Genomic DNA, 14,681 nt, shown 5'->3' with positions numbered 1-14,681 from the left:
CTACAGTCCGAACGATTCGGTACTCATAGGTGGGTCAATCGTGCCCGAAATGGAAACGGCTGAGTTCGAAACCGACCTCAGTCTCTTCAAGTACGACAACCTCGAGCAGCTCCCCCCGGCGTACCGGGACCTCGAGGCGGACGAACGGACCGAGCGCATCGAGACCGCGCTCGAAGAACTCGGCGACGACGTCGTCATCCTCGGCCACAACTACCAGCGACGCGAGATCGTCGACCACGCCGACTTCGTCGGCGACTCCTACCAGCTCTCCGTCGAAGCCGCCGAGAGCGACGCCGACTACGTTATCTTCGGCGGCGTGACGTTCATGGCCGAGTCCGCCGACATCATCACGGACGACAATCAGAGCGTCGTCCTCCCGTCGATGGAGGCGTCCTGCCCGATGGCGGGGATGGCCGAGGCCCTGCAGGTCGACGCCGCGTGGGCGGAGCTCACCGCCGCCACGGACGAGGACATCGTCCCCATCACGTACATGAACAGCTACGCCGACCTGAAGGCCTTCTGCGCCGAACAGGGCGGGCTGGTCTGTACCTCCTCGAACGCGCACAAGGCCTTCGAGTACGCCTTCGAGAAGGGCGACAAGGTCCTCTTCCTCCCCGACAAGCACCTCGGCGAGAACACGGCCCACCGGCTCGACATGGCCGACGAGACGGTCGAGTGGGACCCGTGGGACCCCGAGGGCACCGACGCCGAGGCGGCCGTCGCCAACGACGTCATCCTCTGGGAGGGGTACTGTCAGGTCCACGAGCGGTTCCGCGAGGCCCACGTGGAGGCGATTCGGGCCGACGACCCCGACGCGAACGTCATCGTCCACCCCGAGTGCCGCCGCGAGGTCGTCGAGGCCGCCGACGTGGTCGGGTCGACGGCGACCATCTGCGAGACCGTCGCCGAGGCCGACCCCGGCGAGACGTGGGCCATCGGCACGGAGGTCCACCTCACCAACCACCTCCAGCGGTGGCACCCTGAGGTGGACGTGGTGCCGCTGTGTGGCGACGCCTGCATGGACTGCAACGCCATGCGCCAGATAGACCCGAACTACCTGACGTGGGTGCTGGAGGAACTGGTCGCGGGCCGCGAGCGCAACGTCATAGAGGTCGCGCCCGAGGAGAAGGAACTGGCGCAGGTCGCGCTCGACCGGATGCTGGAGATATAGCCATGTCTGCACGCGACACTTCCGACGTCCTCGTCGTCGGGTCCGGCATCGCCGGGCTTGCGGCGGCGCTGGGGGCCGTTCGCGAGCTCGAACAGCGTGAGAGCTCGGAACGAGCGAGCGGTGGAACCGCGAGCAGCGAGGGCAGCGAGGTCACCCTCGCGACGAAGGCCACCCGCCCCGAGGGGGCCTCCTCGTGGTGGGCGCAGGGCGGCATCGCCGTCTCTCGGGACGACCCCGAGCAGTTCAAACGGGACATCCTCGCGGCCAGCGACGACACCGCCGACCCCGACGCCGTCGACGTGTTGGTCGAGAACGCCAACGCGGCCGTCGAGGACGTGCTGTTCGACACGCTGGAAATCGACTTCGACCAGAACGGGGACGGCCCCGACTACACCCGCGAGGCCGCCCACAGCGAGGACCGCATCCTCCACGTCGACGCCGCGACGGGCAGGCACATCCACGTCCCGTTCCTGAACTACCTGGACGCCCACGACGGCGTGGAGGTTCTGGACGACACCGCCGCACTCGAACTGATTCGCCACGAGGGCCGCGTCCACGGCGCGATGCTCGAAGCCGACGGCGAGGTCCGTCCCCACTACGCGGGCAGCGTCGTCCTCGCCACCGGCGGCATCGGCGAACTGTACCCGCGGACGACGAACCCCGCCGACGCGACGGGCGACGGCATCGCGATGGCCGCACTCGCCGGCGCCGACGTCGCCGACATGGAGTACGTCCAGTTCCACCCGACCGCTTGCGTCGTCGAGGAAGAGGTCGCCTTCCTCGTCAGCGAGGCGGTGCGGGGCGAAGGGGCCCTCCTCCGGAACGGCGACGGCGAGCGGTTCATGCCCGACTACCACGCGGACGCCGAACTCGCGCCGCGGGACGTCGTGGCCCGCGCCGTCAAGACCGAACGCGAGGCGACCGGCGAGGTGACGCTGGACGTCTCGCCCGTCGATTTCGCCGATGAGTTCCCCGGTCTCGCAGACCGGTGTGCGGACCACGGCGTCGACTGGGAGACGGGGATTCCGGTCGCGCCGGCCGAGCACTTCCTCTGTGGCGGCGTCGCCGTCGACGAGTACGGCCGGACGACGCTCGACCGGCTCTACGCCGTCGGCGAGTGCTCCCGCACCGGCGTCCACGGCGCGAACCGCCTCGCGTCGACCTCGCTGCTCGAAGGCCTCGTGTGGGGCCTGCGGGCCGGCGAGGACGCCGCGGGTAGAGGCGTGGAACCGATAGAGGCCCCCGACCTGCTGGAACGGGACCCCGACCTCCCGCCGAAGTTCGCCCGCGACAAGTTCCACCGCCTGCGCCGCGTGATGGACGAGCAGTTGGGCGTCGAGCGCGACCCCGCGGAGATACAGCGCGCGATGGCGGTCCTGCGCCGTCTGAAGGGCGAGGTCGACGCCTACGTCCGCACGCGGACCGCCCGGTCGCTGTACGAACTGCGCCACGCGAGCGTCACGGCGCTGCTGGTGGCGCGCCACGCCGCCGAGAACACGGAGAGCGTCGGGACCCACAACCTCGTGCGCGAGGAACCGGCCGAACCCTCCGCCGACTGATGCTCACCGACGCCGACGTCGAACGGTGGCTCCGCGAGGACGTGGGCCACCACGACGTCACGAACGACGTGCCGGGCGACACCGAGGGCCGTCTGGTCGCCAAGGAGAGCGGCGTCGTCGCGGGCCTCGAGGCCGCACGTGCGGTGTTCGAGTACCTGGGATGCGAGGTGCTCCGCACCTCGAAGCGAGGCGGTGGTACCGCCGAGCAGGTCGACGACGGGTCCGAGATAGCGGCGGGCGACGTGGTCCTCCGCGTCGAGGGCCCCGCACGCGAGATACTGCGCGGCGAACGCGTCGCCGTCAACCTCGTCGGCCACGCCTCGGGCGTCGCCACGGAGACGCGGGCCGCAGTAGACGAGGCACGCGCCGTCGACGACGACGTGCGAATCGCGGGGACCCGCAAGACGACCCCCGGCCTGCGCGGCGTCGAGAAGCGCGCCGTCGCCGCGGGCGGCGGAGACACCCACCGTCTGGACCTCTCGCACATGGTGATGGTCAAGGACAACCACGTCGCCGAGCTGGGGCTGGAGGGCGCCATCTCGCACTTCCGCGAGAGGGCGTCGTTCGCCACCAAGCTCGACGTGGAGGTGGAGACGCCCGAGGACGCCCCGCGTGCCGCCGAGGCGGGCGCGGACGTCGTCCTGCTGGACAACATGAGCGTCGCCGAGACGGAGCGGGCGGTGGACCTCGTCGCGTCGGCCGACGCCGACGCGCTCACGGAGGCCAGCGGCGGCATCACCGTCGGGGACGTGGCCGACTACGCCGCGACGGGCGTCGACGTGATTTCGATGGGCGCGCTGACCCACTCCGCGCCGACGCTGGACCTCTCGTTCCGGACCGGGTGAGCGGGACGCTTTTGTCGGTCACCGGCCGACGGTGACGTGATGCCTGCCGACGTCCGGACCTGCGAGGACCACGGCTCTTTCGAGGGCGCGACCTGTCCCGACTGCGGCGACAGCGGCCGCCTCGTTCTCGGAGGCGGTCGCCGCCGCCAGCTCTCGAAGTTCGTCTCGGGGGCGCTCAGACACTTCCCCGGGGACGCCGGCCTCGACCTCGACGCGGCGGGGTGGACGCCGTTCTCGGCGCTCGTCGCCGCCGTCGAGTCGAAGTACGACTGGGCCGACCGCGAGGCGCTCGCGGCGGTGGTCGCGACGGACCCGAAGGGCCGGTTCGAGCGGACAGGCGGCGACGCGGACCGAATCCGCGCGGCCTACGGCCACTCCGTCGACGTCTCGCTGGCGGCCGGCGACGACCCGGTTCCGGAGACGCTGTACCACGGCACCGCGCCGCGGAACGTCGCCGCCATCGAGCGGGAGGGACTGAGACCGATGGGTCGCCAGCAGGTCCACCTCTCTGCCAGCGTCGCCGACGCCCGCGAGGTCGGGCGCCGCCACGCCGAGGACCCCGTGGTGTTCGCCGTCGACGCCGCCGCGATGCGGGCCGACGGCCACGACGTGACGCGCCGCGGGACGGCGACGTACACGACCGACGCCGTCCCGCCGTCGTACCTGACTCGTCAGGGCCGTCGCTGACGGGACGTCGCGTGCAGGGTGCCGACAGCGCGGTCCGAACCACTAGCTTTATGCTGGGATTCTCGGTCTGGTACGATAGACGGGGCGCTGGGGACGGCGGGGGGGGCAGCACGCCGAACCGAGCGATGGAAACCGGAGACGCAGGGGACACACGGCGGACCGACGGACACCTCCGTGAGCGTCCGCTCCGCGACTATCTCGGGGGCGGAGAGACGCTGTTCCACGTGCTGACCAACCACCGCGTGGGGGTCGAACGGGTCGGCGAGCAGACGACGCAGATACGGCCGGCCGACGACTGCGGCGCCGTCGCCGGCCTCACCGACAGACGAATCCTCCTCCTCGTCGGCGACCCGGACGGGCACGACGGCGACTTCGTCGCGTCGCTCCCGTACGCCGACGTGACCGAGGCGACGGCCGCCGCCGAGACGCTCACCGCCAGTCTCCGGTTCGAGACGGCGCTGGGCGCGGCGTGGTCGTTCACCGCCCGCGAGGCCGACGTCGACGAGGTGGCGGCGTTCCTCGCCGACGCCTGCGACGGGTGGGGCGAGGTGACCACGGCGCTGGACGACCTCGAGGACCACTGCGATGCCCTCGCTGACGCACGCGACGCGGCGAACTGGGCGGCGTTCGACGAGCGACTCGCCGTCGCCGAGTCGGCCCTCGAGACCGCGCGCGACGGCGCCGACGAGGCGCCCGTCGACGGCGTCGTCGACCGAATCGAACGGCTCTCGACCGAGCTCTACCGACTCGTCCGCGACCGCCACGTCGGGCGCGGCGAGGAACTCCTCTCGGAGGCCGAGCGGCTGCTCGAGGACGGCGACTTCGAGGGGAGCTACGACCGCATCGAGACCGCCCGGGAGCGGTTGCAGGACGCGACGGACGTGGCGACGACCCACGACGTCGACGACGGACCCGCCCAGACCGGCCTCGCCGCGGCCGACGACCTCGAAGCGACCGTCACCGCCCGCCCCCTCGAAGCCGCTCGCGAGGCCGCCGATGCCGTCGACGAGACGGCCGAGCCCGCGGACCGCGCCGCGGCGCTGGAGGACGCGCTGGACGCCTACCGCGTCGTCGCGCGGCTCGTGACCGCGGCCGCGAGCCCGTTCGACGGCGACCCCGCTACCGCCCGCGCCGAGGCGGAGGCGGTCATCGCCGACCTCGTGGACGCGCGGGTCGAGTGCGCCCGGGAGCGACGCGCCGCCGGCGAGTGGGAGTGGGCGGCCGACAACGACGAGGCCGCGTACGACCTGCTGTCCGCGGCCCGCGAGGACCTCGACCGGGCCGTCGAACTGGCCGCGGCGTTCCCGCCGGGCGACGCCGACGCGCTCCGGCGGGAGCGCGACGAACTGGTCGAGGACATCGACCCGCTGGTGATCCGGTACGAACTGTCGCGGGCCAACGAGCGGTCGGAGAACTGAGCTACTCGACCAGCGGCGTGCCGGTCATCGCCTCCGGGCGGTCGATGCCCATCAGCGTCAGCATCGTCGGCGCGAGGTCGGCGAGGGTGCCGCCGTCGCGGGCCGTCCTCCCGTCTGCGGTGCCGTCCGGCGAGAGGTAGACGAACGGGACAGGGTTCGTCGTGTGGGCGGTGTGGGGGTCGTCCTCGGTGCCCATGTCGTCGGCGTTGCCGTGGTCGGCACACACGAGGAGGTGCCCGCCCGAGGACTGGACGGCGTCGGCGAGGCGGCCCAGTTGCTCGTCGACGGCCTCGACGGCCTCGATAGCGGCCTCGTAGTCGCCGGTGTGGCCGACCATGTCCGGGTTCGCGTAGTTGAGCACCATCGCGCCGGGGTCCTCGCTTTCGATGACGTCGACGGCGGTGTCGGTGACCTCCGGGGCGCTCATCTCCGGCTGGAGGTCGTACGTGGGCACGTCGGGGCTCTCGACGATGTGGCGGATCTCGCCGTCGAACTCCACCTCGCGGCCGCCGTTGAGGAAGTAGGTGACGTGGGGGTACTTCTCGGACTCGGCGATGCGGAGTTGCCTCTCGCCGGCGTCGGCCAGCACCTCCCCGAGCACGTTCTCGGGCTGGTTCGGCGGGAAGGCGACGGGCACGTCGAAGGTGGCGTCGTACTGGGTCATCGTCACCATCCGAATCCCGGGCGGTGACGTGTCTGCGCCCCAGTCTTCCGGGCGGATGTCGGCGAGCATCCGGGTGAGTTGGCGGGCGCGGTCCGAGCGGAAGTTGAAGAAGATGGCCGCGTCGCCGTCCCCCATGGCCGGGCCGCCCTCGACGAGCGTCGGTTCGACGAACTCGTCGGTCTCGCCGCGCTCGTAGGACTCGGTGACGGCGTCGACAGCCGTTTCCGCGGTGAACTCGGCCTCGCGGTTCACGATGGCGTCGTAGGCCCGGCGGGTCCGCTCCCAGTTCTGGTCGCGGTCCATCGCGTAGTACCGGCCCGAGACGGTGGCGACGTGGCCGGTGCCGTGGGCCTCGGCGTGGGCCTGCAGCTCCGCGAGGTAGTCCTCGCCGCCGGTCGGCGAGGTGTCCCGGCCGTCGGTGAAGACGTGGGTGACGGCGTCGGCGCCTCGCTCGCCCGCGAGTTCGACGAGCGCGTGGAGGTGGTCCTGGTAGGAGTGGACGCCGCCGTCCGAGACCAGCCCCATGAAGTGGACGCGACCGCCGTGCTCCTCGGCGTACTCGAACGCCGACAGAATTTCGGGGTTCTCGAAGAACGGGGGGTCCTGTGCGGCGTCGTCGGGCGGGCTCTCGCCCCGCGAGCGGGCGATGCTGTCGCTGACGCGAGCGGAGTCCTGCTTGACGACGCGGCCGGCGCCGATGTTGAGGTGGCCCACCTCGGAGTTCCCCATCTGGCCCTCGGGGAGACCGACGCGGCGGCCGTGGGTCTCCAGCGTCGAGTGTGCGCCTGCGTCCTGGTACCGGTCGAAGTTCGGCGTGTCGGCCGCGGCCACGGCGTCCCGTACGTCGTCGTCCGGGTTGAGGCCCCAGCCGTCGAGGATGACGAGCCCGACTTGCATATCCGGAGGGTGGCGTGACCCGCCTAATAGCCCTTCGGTCGCTCGCAGGGTGGCCGATTTCCTCGCCGGCGGTATCGTTTTCACGCCGGTGGACTAAGTTCAGATTCGATGACACGAACTGCCGAACTGGCGTCGTTCAACAAGACGCTCGGCGGCCTGCTGAACGACGCACCGGAGATAAAACAGTTCACGGAGTTCCTCGACGCCGCGGAGGGCGACGACGCGCTGGACCACAAGACGAAGGAGCTGCTGTCGCTGGCTATCAGCGTCGTCGTCCACTGCGATAACTGCATCCTCTGGCACACCGACGCGGCCCTGAAGGCGGGCGCGACCCACGAGGAGGTCGTCGACGCGCTGAAGGTCGCCGTCGTGATGGGCGGCGGACCGGCGCTGACCTACGCCGCCGAGGCCCACGAGACGCTCGAGGCGCTGGAGGACGAACGCAGCGAGTGACCCGTCGCACGGCCGCCGTCCGGGGGTGCCGGGAACCCCGACGTTAAGAGGCTGGGCCGTCACCCTACGGGCATGACACGGAACATCCTCTCGGACGACCTGGCCGACAGCATCGTCACGACGGCGCGGACGGCCACGGGCGACTCGCTGCGGTCGGTCACCTACTTCACCCGGGCAAACTTCGAGCAGCTCTACCTGCGAGAGGACCTCCAACAGGACGCGGACCTCAACGACTTCGTCGGCCACGAGTGGCAGGGGTACAAGCAGACCAAGAACGCCTACCAGGACTCCGAACTCGGGGACTACAAGTTCACCGTCCGGGCGTTCTCGAACGGCTACCTCCTGCGGGCGACGACGGAGCGACAGGGCGTGCTCATCACCACGGACGGCCTCTCGATGAGTTCCTACGAGGAGATCGCCGAGGCCATCGAGCGGCTCCTCCGCGAGGAGTCGGGCAAGGAGTAGTCAGAGCAGGTTTGCCAGCCAGTTGGCGGCGTTGAGCGCGGCCAGCAGTCCCCCTTCTAGCCGCGAGAGCGCGGCGTCGGTGTAGAACAGCACGGTCACGAGGACGACGGTCCCCAGCAGCCACGCCGTCCCCTCGACGCCGATAGGCCTGACGGGGAGCGGATGGACGACGGCCGCGAGCCCCAGCACTCCGAGGACGTTGAAGATGCAGCTGCCGACGAGGTTGCCCGCGGAGATGCCGGTCCGGCCCTGCCTGGCCGCCGCCAGCGAGGTGGCGAACTCCGGCAGGGAGGTGCCGGCGGCGACGACGGTGATGCCGACGACCCACTCCGAGACGCCCACCGCCTGCGCGATGTCGACGGCCGAGAGGACGAGGAGGTGGCCGCCGCCGACGACGAGGCCGAGGCCGACGACGAGACGGCCCGCGTCGGGCCAGTGGAACTGCTGGTCCCCGTCGGGAGCCATCCGTTCGCTCCCCTTCCGGGCCAGATAGAGGAGGTACGCGACCAGCCCCGCGAACAGGAGCGCCCCCTCGACGCGGCCGAGGCGGCCGTCGAGGACCATCCAGAACAGGAGCGCCGTCGTCGCCACCAGCAAGAGCGAGTCCCGGCGGACCAGCGCCCGCGAGGTGGCCAGCGCCTGGACGAGGGCGACGCCGCCGAGGACGAACCCGAGGTTGAGGACGTTGGACCCGACGACGTTCGCCACCGAGATGTCCGTCTGGCCCGCGAGCGCGGCGTCCAGCGTCACGGCGAACTCCGGGGCCGAGGTGCCGAACGCGACCACGGTGAGGCCGACGACGAGGCCGGGCACGCCGAGTCGGCGGGCGATGCGGGCCGCGCCCGTGACGAACTGGTCCGCGCCGAACCAGAGGGCGACCACGGCGACGCCGACGAACAGCGCGTCGAACAGGACCATCTCAGGCGGTGCGTGTCCGCGGGGCGACGTTCACGGCCGGTGCTGGCGACATACCGTCGGCTACCGCCAGCACCCACCTAACCGTTGTGCCAATCCGCGAGCGGAGTCCCGCGGCGGAGGGGCCGATAGCCACACGTCGACACCCGACCGGGAGAGCCCACCAGAGTTATGCTCCCGCCAGCGAACCCACGCACATGACGCTGGACCCGGTACACGTCGACGGCATCGCGAAGCTCGCCGGACAGGTGGGCGCGACCGTCGAGTCGAGTGACCAGGGGGCCGCCGCCGAGGAGGTGTGGGCGAACTTTCTGGACCCGCTGTACGACACCGACGGCCGCGAGATACTGACCCCGCTCGGCGAGCGACGCCGTCGGAAGGTCCCCATCGCAGACATCGCGCTGGAGGACCCGCCGTTCCCGACCCAGCACGGCCTCGACTCGGGGACCATCAACCCGACGACGTTCAAGAACGGCCTCGTGCTGGACGTCGCGCAGGCGGCGATGAGCGCGACCCCCTCCGACGTCGACCTCCACCGCGGTCGGACCATCATCATGGCCGTCCACTCGAACGACGCGACGCTCCGGTTCGACGGCGACTGGCGGGCCGACGACCGGGGGTACGCCCGTCGGCGCGTCCTCGACGCCCCGCAGGTCGACCGCTTCGAACAACGGGTCGTCCACGCGCTGGCGCTGTACCTCGCCGAGAGCGAGCACGCGCTGTTGAACGCCGACGCCGTCGAGGACCTGTTCGTGCTGGACGGCCCCATCTATCCGACCGGGCTGCTCCGGTGGGCCGACCGCGACACGGAACTGGCGGAGGTGCTGGCCGAGGACGACCGCCCGAAGAGCGTCGTCGCCAACTACGTCGAACTCGTCGAGCGGTTCGTCGAGCGGGACGTGCCGCTGGTCGGGTTCGTCAAGAACGCCGCGCGCAAGCCGCTGACCCGCGTCGTCCGCAGGAAGACCAACGCGCCGTGGACGAGCGACAGCGCCTTCTTCCGGCACGTCCTGGAGCGCCGGGACGACGACGGCGAGCGGCTCGACGACGCGCTCACCTGCACCAACTGGTTCCGCTCGCGGGCCGGTACCGACGGGACGATGGCCGCCGACGGCGACGCGCTGGGCATCGAGCGGACGCTGAGCTCCGAGCTGTACGAGGTCACGTTCTTCGTCTGCTACGACCCCCGGACCGACCTCGTGTTCCGCGTCGAGGCGCCCTACGCGTTCACGAAGGACCCCGAGCGCCGCGAACGGCTCACCCGCCAAGTACTCCACGACGTGGCGGCCGAGCGCGGCCCGCCGCTGGCCGTCGCGAAGGCCGACGAGCTGGCGAGCATCGACAGACAGGGCAGCGAGGAACTCACCCGCCGCATCGAACGGGAGTTCGATGTCGACCGGGACTCGTCGTACGACGACCACCGCTGGGGCGCCGTCGAGGAGTCGTTCTGAGTCAGGCCTCCTCGGGTCGTACCACGGTGACGTCGACGGACGACCCGACGACCCCGAGGCGGGCGAACTGCGTGCGGACGTGCTCCTCGGCGGCCGCGAGCGCCGCGTCCCGGGACTCGAACCCACGCGGCATCGGCGACTCGAAGGCCACCCGTAGCTCCCGGTCCCCGACGGTCTGGACCTGCCCGCCGCTCTCGACCTCGTAGAAGGAGTCACAGACCCAGACGTACGGCGACCCGTCGTCCGGCGCGCCGCGGTACGAGGGCGGGTCCTCGCCCGGTTCGTACAGCGTGCCAGTCAGTCCGGTCCCCCCGGCGGTCCCGCGAACGAGTAACATACCGGTAGCTACGCGCTCTGCCGGCAAAAACTCCCCGCGGACCGTCGTCACCGCTGACACGTCGGCCGCGGGAACACGACGCGTCAGAACCGGCAGTCGACGACCACGGGGAGGTGGTCCGATGCGTAGTGGTCGTCGTCCCGGTCGGTGACGGCCGCCCAGCTGTCGACGGTCACGTCCTCGCTGACGAACACGTGGTCGATGCCCATCTCGGGGACGAGGTCGTGGAAGTCCGTCCGCGTCGTCGTCGGCCCGTGCCGGGTGGGTGTCAGGTCGCGCGTGTCCCGGAGCGCGCGCCCGTCCGGGAGCGTGTGGCCGTCGGCGCGCCGGTGGGCGGGGTCGCCGACGACGCAGTTGAAGTCGCCGCTCAGGACGACCGCCTCGTCCGCGACGACGTCGTTCAGCCGCGTCAAGACGAGGTCGATGCCCGCCCGTCGGGCCTCCTCGCCCATGTGGTCGAGGTGGGTGTTCACCGCCAGCAGCGAGTCGCCCGTCGCCCGGTCCCGGAGGCGCCCCCACGTCGCCACGCGGGGGTGTCGGGCGTCCCACCCGACGCTGCCCGCCGTCTCCGGTGTCTCCGAGAGCCAGAACGTCTCGGTCCCCTCGCAGTCGAACCGCGCGGTGCGGTAGCCGACGGCCGTGTGTTCGCCGCCCGCCTCGACCGTATCGCGCGGGTCGCCGACCCAGTCGTACGCCGGGAGGAGCGTCTCCAGCTCCAGCATCTGGTGGGTCTGGGCCTCCTGTACGCCGACGACGTCGGGGGCGTGGTACCGGATCGTCCCGGTGACGAGCCGGCGCCGATGGGACCAGTTGTCCAGTCCGTCCTCTGGGGCGTCGTAGCGGACGTTGAACGACATCACCCGTGCCGGGTCCATACGCACCCTCAAACCACCCACCGGCGTAAGGCTTCACTTCCGCCGCGCTGGGGAAAGGTGTTAATCCCCGGCTACCGTGGGTGCCGGTATGTCCGACCTCGGGGATTTCACCGACTTCGACGACGAGGGCGAGGCCGACGAGGACGCGTCGGCTACCCCGCCCACCGGTTCGACCGACGAGACGGCGACCGAGACCGCTGACGAGGCGTTCGAGGACATCGAGACCGACCCCGTCGGTGCCGACAGCGGCCTCGGGGTCCTCTCGGCCGCCGACGGCCTGCGCATCAGCGAGGAGGCCGAGGAGTGCCACTTGCAGGCGTACGTCACCGCCGCCAACCGCTCGGCGGTCCGCATCGGGAAGTACCTCCTCGTCCCCTATCCCGACGGCGAGCGTCTGTTCTGCCGCATCTCGGCGCTGGAGTACGCCCAGGAGTTCCGCGCCGACGACGCCACCGAGATCCACGCCCGGCGCGCGATGCGCCAGCAGGGCATCGACGAACAGGACTTCAAGTTCATGGCGGAACTGGACCCCGTCGCAGTGCTGTACCAGGACGGTGGCGAACTCAAGCGGCGGATGACCGACCGGGTCCCCAAACCCGAGACGGTCGTCCGGGAGGCCACCGACAAGTCCGAGATAAAGACCGGCCTGAAGATTCCCGAGGACGGCGTCTTCCTGGGCCACCTCTCGGTCGGCGGCGAGAAGGTCAGGACCAGCGCCGAACCGCCGACCATCGACTACCGCCTGAAGGACGACTACGAGGACGGCGACCCCCTCGTCTTCCGGCACACCCTCGTCGCCGGGGGCACGGGGTCCGGGAAGACCCACAGTTCGAAGAACGTCCTCCGGCAGTATCTCGGCCGCACCTACGAGATGACCGACGGGCGCTCGCCGGAACTGGCCGTCGTCCAGTTCGACCCACAGGACGAGTACGCCCAGATGCACGACGACAACCCGAAACTGACCGACGAGTTCGCTCGCCGGTGCGAACGGGAGGGCGTCGCCTACGGCGGCTACGACGACACCATCGCGTTCGTCCCGAAGGTGGCCGGCACGGAGTACAACGCCAGCCACCACCGCGCCGAGCAGGTGGAGTTCACGGTGCCGTTCTCGCTGGTCTACGAGAACCCGTGGCTCATCGCCGGGTCCAGCCTCAACGACAACCAGTACGGGGCGCTGGTCAACACGTTCCTCAAGCGGTTCAAGCGCGAGTACGGCGAGAGCGGCACGTACGACCAGTTCCTGACCTTCCTCGACGACCCGGCGCTGAAAGAGGAGCTCCACGAGGCCGGCGACGTCCACGAGGCCACGTTCGACGCGGTGAAGCGCCGGGTGCGCGGGTTCGGCGCCGTCTTCGATCAGGACGCCCGGCCCATCACCGACCAGATATCACAACTCGTCCGGGACGGCGGCCTCACCGTCATCCCGACGTACCACATCACGGACTCCCGGACGGCGTCGACCATCGTCCTCGCCGTCTCCAGCCTCCTCATCGACCAGAAGCTCTCGAACGACCCCACCTACGACCGCATCAAGGAGACGCCGCTCGTCCTCGGGATGGACGAGGCCCACAACTTCCTCACGGACGCCGACAGCGTCCAGGCCCGGAAGGTCATCGGGAAGTTCACGGAGGCGGCCAAACAGGGCCGGAAAGAGCGGCTGGGCCTCTACCTCATCACGCAGGACCCCCAGGACATCGCCGACCCCGTGTTCAAGCAGATAAACACGACCATGGTGCTGAACCTCGGCGACGAGGACGCCATCAAGGCCGTGAACATCCCGAGCAACCTCGAGTCGAAGGTGCCCTACATGGAGAAGGGCCAGCGGGTCGTCTACTCGCCGGACAACTCCGAACCCGTCGAACTCATCGGCCTCTCGACCTGTGTCACCCGGCACGGACGGGACTGACGGGTCATAGCCGTTTCGGCCGTCTGGGAGGGAAAAGACCCATGAGTGGCAGTCGAGTGGGTCCCACCCATGAGTAGTACCTTCGACCGCGGGACCCGGACCGTCGGGGCGACGGTCGACCGGAACATCAGCAAGATAATCGGGATGGGAACCGCGCTGGTCGCGGTCAACATCCTCGTGATGCTGGGGCTGTCGTACACCCCGATAGCACCGCTCGGCGCGGCGCTGTTCTCCAGTTTCTTCGTCGGTATCGCCGTCTTCGCCGTCACCGTCGGGGGCGGGTTCTGGATAGCGACCAGGGGCGTCGAGCGCGGGAGCATGGGCCTCGCTGGCGCGGGCGTCCTCCTGATTCAGGGCGGGTACGGCCTGTTCGGCGCGGCGATACTGTACATCTACGGCGGCGGCCTCCGCGTGCCGGCGCTGGGCATCACCACCGTCGTCACCGGCGCCATCACGGCCGTCGTCGCTACCGTGGTCTTCAAGAGTGACCACGACTTCTCCGGGTGGCAGCGCTACGCCTTCGGCTGTTTCATCGGCGGACTGGTCGTCGGCGCCGCCGGCGTGTTCCTGAACCCCGTGTTGCTCGTCGTCGCCGGCCTCCTCTTCTTCCTCGGGTTCGTCGTCGACCTGACCTACGAGATATGGGCCGTGCGCGAGAACCGGTACGCCAGCGACCTGCGCAACGCCATCGGCATCTACGTCGCCGTCATGGGCGTGTTCGTCCACGTCCTCCAGTGGGTCCTCCGCATCCTCTCGGCGCTGGACCGGTAACCAACTCAGGGCCGTTCGAATCCGTCGCTCGCAGACTCCTCCTCGGGCGGCAGCCGTGAGCGACCGGTGCCCAACAACGGGATGCCGAGCATGATGCCGAACGTGAGCGCGAGCAGTCCGAGGGTGACGGCGACTTCCAGCAGCGGTTCACTCGACGGCGGGGGTGTCGAATTCATTCGTGTCGCGGAGCCTCGTCTGTCCGGTCGTTAGGGGCGAGTAGCCAAAGCCGTTCTCCACGACCATCGTTCGGGAAGAACCACCACCGCC

The 14,681-nt window shown here is 70.2% G+C and carries 15 protein-coding genes; 10 read left to right on the top strand and 5 right to left on the bottom strand.

Annotation, left to right across the window (positions count from 1 at the left end; genetic code table 11):
• Positions 1-49 precede the first annotated feature (49 nt).
• From nadA to ACV7GQ_RS02540, 5 genes are all read left to right on the top strand, one after another.
• The gene (gene nadA, locus ACV7GQ_RS02560; RefSeq protein ID WP_470313132.1) at positions 50-1,171 is read left to right on the top strand and encodes a quinolinate synthase NadA; all 1,122 of its coding nucleotides are present in this window, start codon (positions 50-52) and stop codon (positions 1,169-1,171) included.
• A 2-nt stretch (positions 1,172-1,173) separates the two neighbouring features.
• Complete coding sequence (locus ACV7GQ_RS02555; protein WP_470311989.1) at positions 1,174-2,730, top strand: L-aspartate oxidase; 1,557 nt, start codon at positions 1,174-1,176, stop codon at positions 2,728-2,730.
• Positions 2,730-3,575 carry a carboxylating nicotinate-nucleotide diphosphorylase gene (nadC, locus tag ACV7GQ_RS02550; RefSeq protein WP_470311988.1) on the top strand — a complete coding sequence of 282 codons (846 nt, stop codon included), beginning with the start codon at positions 2,730-2,732 and terminating at the stop codon, positions 3,573-3,575. The genes ACV7GQ_RS02555 and nadC overlap by 1 nt, the downstream gene beginning before the upstream one ends.
• A gap of 39 nt (positions 3,576-3,614) precedes the next feature.
• On the top strand, positions 3,615-4,262 hold the full coding sequence (locus ACV7GQ_RS02545; protein WP_470311987.1) for an RNA 2'-phosphotransferase: 648 nt from the start codon (positions 3,615-3,617) through the stop codon (positions 4,260-4,262).
• Between the two features lie 125 nt (positions 4,263-4,387).
• A complete protein-coding gene (locus ACV7GQ_RS02540; protein ID WP_470311986.1) occupies positions 4,388-5,680 on the top strand; it encodes a hypothetical protein in 1,293 nt (430 codons plus the stop codon).
• Position 5,681: 1 nt separating this feature from the next.
• Here the strand turns inward: ACV7GQ_RS02540 and gpmI are convergent, their stop codons facing one another.
• Positions 5,682-7,241, bottom strand: a complete 1,560-nt coding sequence (gene gpmI / locus ACV7GQ_RS02535; RefSeq protein ID WP_470311985.1) for a 2,3-bisphosphoglycerate-independent phosphoglycerate mutase — start codon at positions 7,239-7,241, stop codon at positions 5,682-5,684.
• Between the two features lie 108 nt (positions 7,242-7,349).
• Here gpmI and ACV7GQ_RS02530 point away from each other — a divergent pair, with 108 nt between their 5' ends.
• Positions 7,350-7,694: a carboxymuconolactone decarboxylase family protein gene (locus ACV7GQ_RS02530; protein ID WP_470311984.1), complete on the top strand. Its 345-nt coding sequence runs from the start codon at positions 7,350-7,352 to the stop codon at positions 7,692-7,694.
• Positions 7,695-7,766: 72 nt separating this feature from the next.
• Positions 7,767-8,159, top strand: a complete 393-nt coding sequence (locus ACV7GQ_RS02525) for a DUF7522 family protein (protein WP_470311983.1) — start codon at positions 7,767-7,769, stop codon at positions 8,157-8,159.
• On the opposite strand, the gene ACV7GQ_RS02520 is transcribed toward ACV7GQ_RS02525, so the two are convergent.
• Positions 8,160-9,077: a calcium/sodium antiporter gene (locus tag ACV7GQ_RS02520; RefSeq protein WP_470311982.1), complete on the bottom strand. Its 918-nt coding sequence runs from the start codon at positions 9,075-9,077 to the stop codon at positions 8,160-8,162.
• 194 nt (positions 9,078-9,271) lie between these two features.
• On the opposite strand from ACV7GQ_RS02520, the gene ACV7GQ_RS02515 reads away from it, so the two are divergent.
• A complete protein-coding gene (locus tag ACV7GQ_RS02515) occupies positions 9,272-10,525 on the top strand; it encodes a DNA double-strand break repair nuclease NurA (RefSeq protein ID WP_470311981.1) in 1,254 nt (417 codons plus the stop codon).
• A gap of 1 nt (position 10,526) precedes the next feature.
• Here ACV7GQ_RS02515 and ACV7GQ_RS02510 read toward each other — a convergent pair whose 3' ends face one another.
• Complete coding sequence (locus tag ACV7GQ_RS02510) at positions 10,527-10,862, bottom strand: DUF7113 family protein (protein WP_470311980.1); 336 nt, start codon at positions 10,860-10,862, stop codon at positions 10,527-10,529.
• 83 nt (positions 10,863-10,945) lie between these two features.
• Positions 10,946-11,737, bottom strand: coding sequence for an endonuclease/exonuclease/phosphatase family protein (locus ACV7GQ_RS02505; protein WP_470311979.1), 792 nt, complete (start codon positions 11,735-11,737; stop codon positions 10,946-10,948).
• Positions 11,738-11,825: 88 nt separating this feature from the next.
• Between ACV7GQ_RS02505 and ACV7GQ_RS02500 the strand changes: the two genes are divergently transcribed.
• Together ACV7GQ_RS02500 and ACV7GQ_RS02495 are read left to right on the top strand one after the other, a co-directional pair.
• Positions 11,826-13,643, top strand: coding sequence for an ATP-binding protein (locus tag ACV7GQ_RS02500; RefSeq protein ID WP_470311978.1), 1,818 nt, complete (start codon positions 11,826-11,828; stop codon positions 13,641-13,643).
• A gap of 69 nt (positions 13,644-13,712) precedes the next feature.
• Positions 13,713-14,414 (top strand): Bax inhibitor-1 family protein, encoded by a 702-nt coding sequence (locus ACV7GQ_RS02495; RefSeq protein ID WP_470311977.1) that lies wholly within the window; start codon positions 13,713-13,715, stop codon positions 14,412-14,414.
• Between the two features lie 5 nt (positions 14,415-14,419).
• On the opposite strand, the gene ACV7GQ_RS02490 is transcribed toward ACV7GQ_RS02495, so the two are convergent.
• Positions 14,420-14,590 carry a hypothetical protein gene (locus ACV7GQ_RS02490; protein ID WP_470311976.1) on the bottom strand — a complete coding sequence of 57 codons (171 nt, stop codon included), beginning with the start codon at positions 14,588-14,590 and terminating at the stop codon, positions 14,420-14,422.
• Between the last annotated feature and the right edge of the window lie 91 nt (positions 14,591-14,681).

The sequence above is a fragment of the Haloarcula sp. MBLA0163 genome (assembly GCF_055632435.1).
This window is presented reverse-complemented; position numbering and strand designations above follow the sequence as displayed.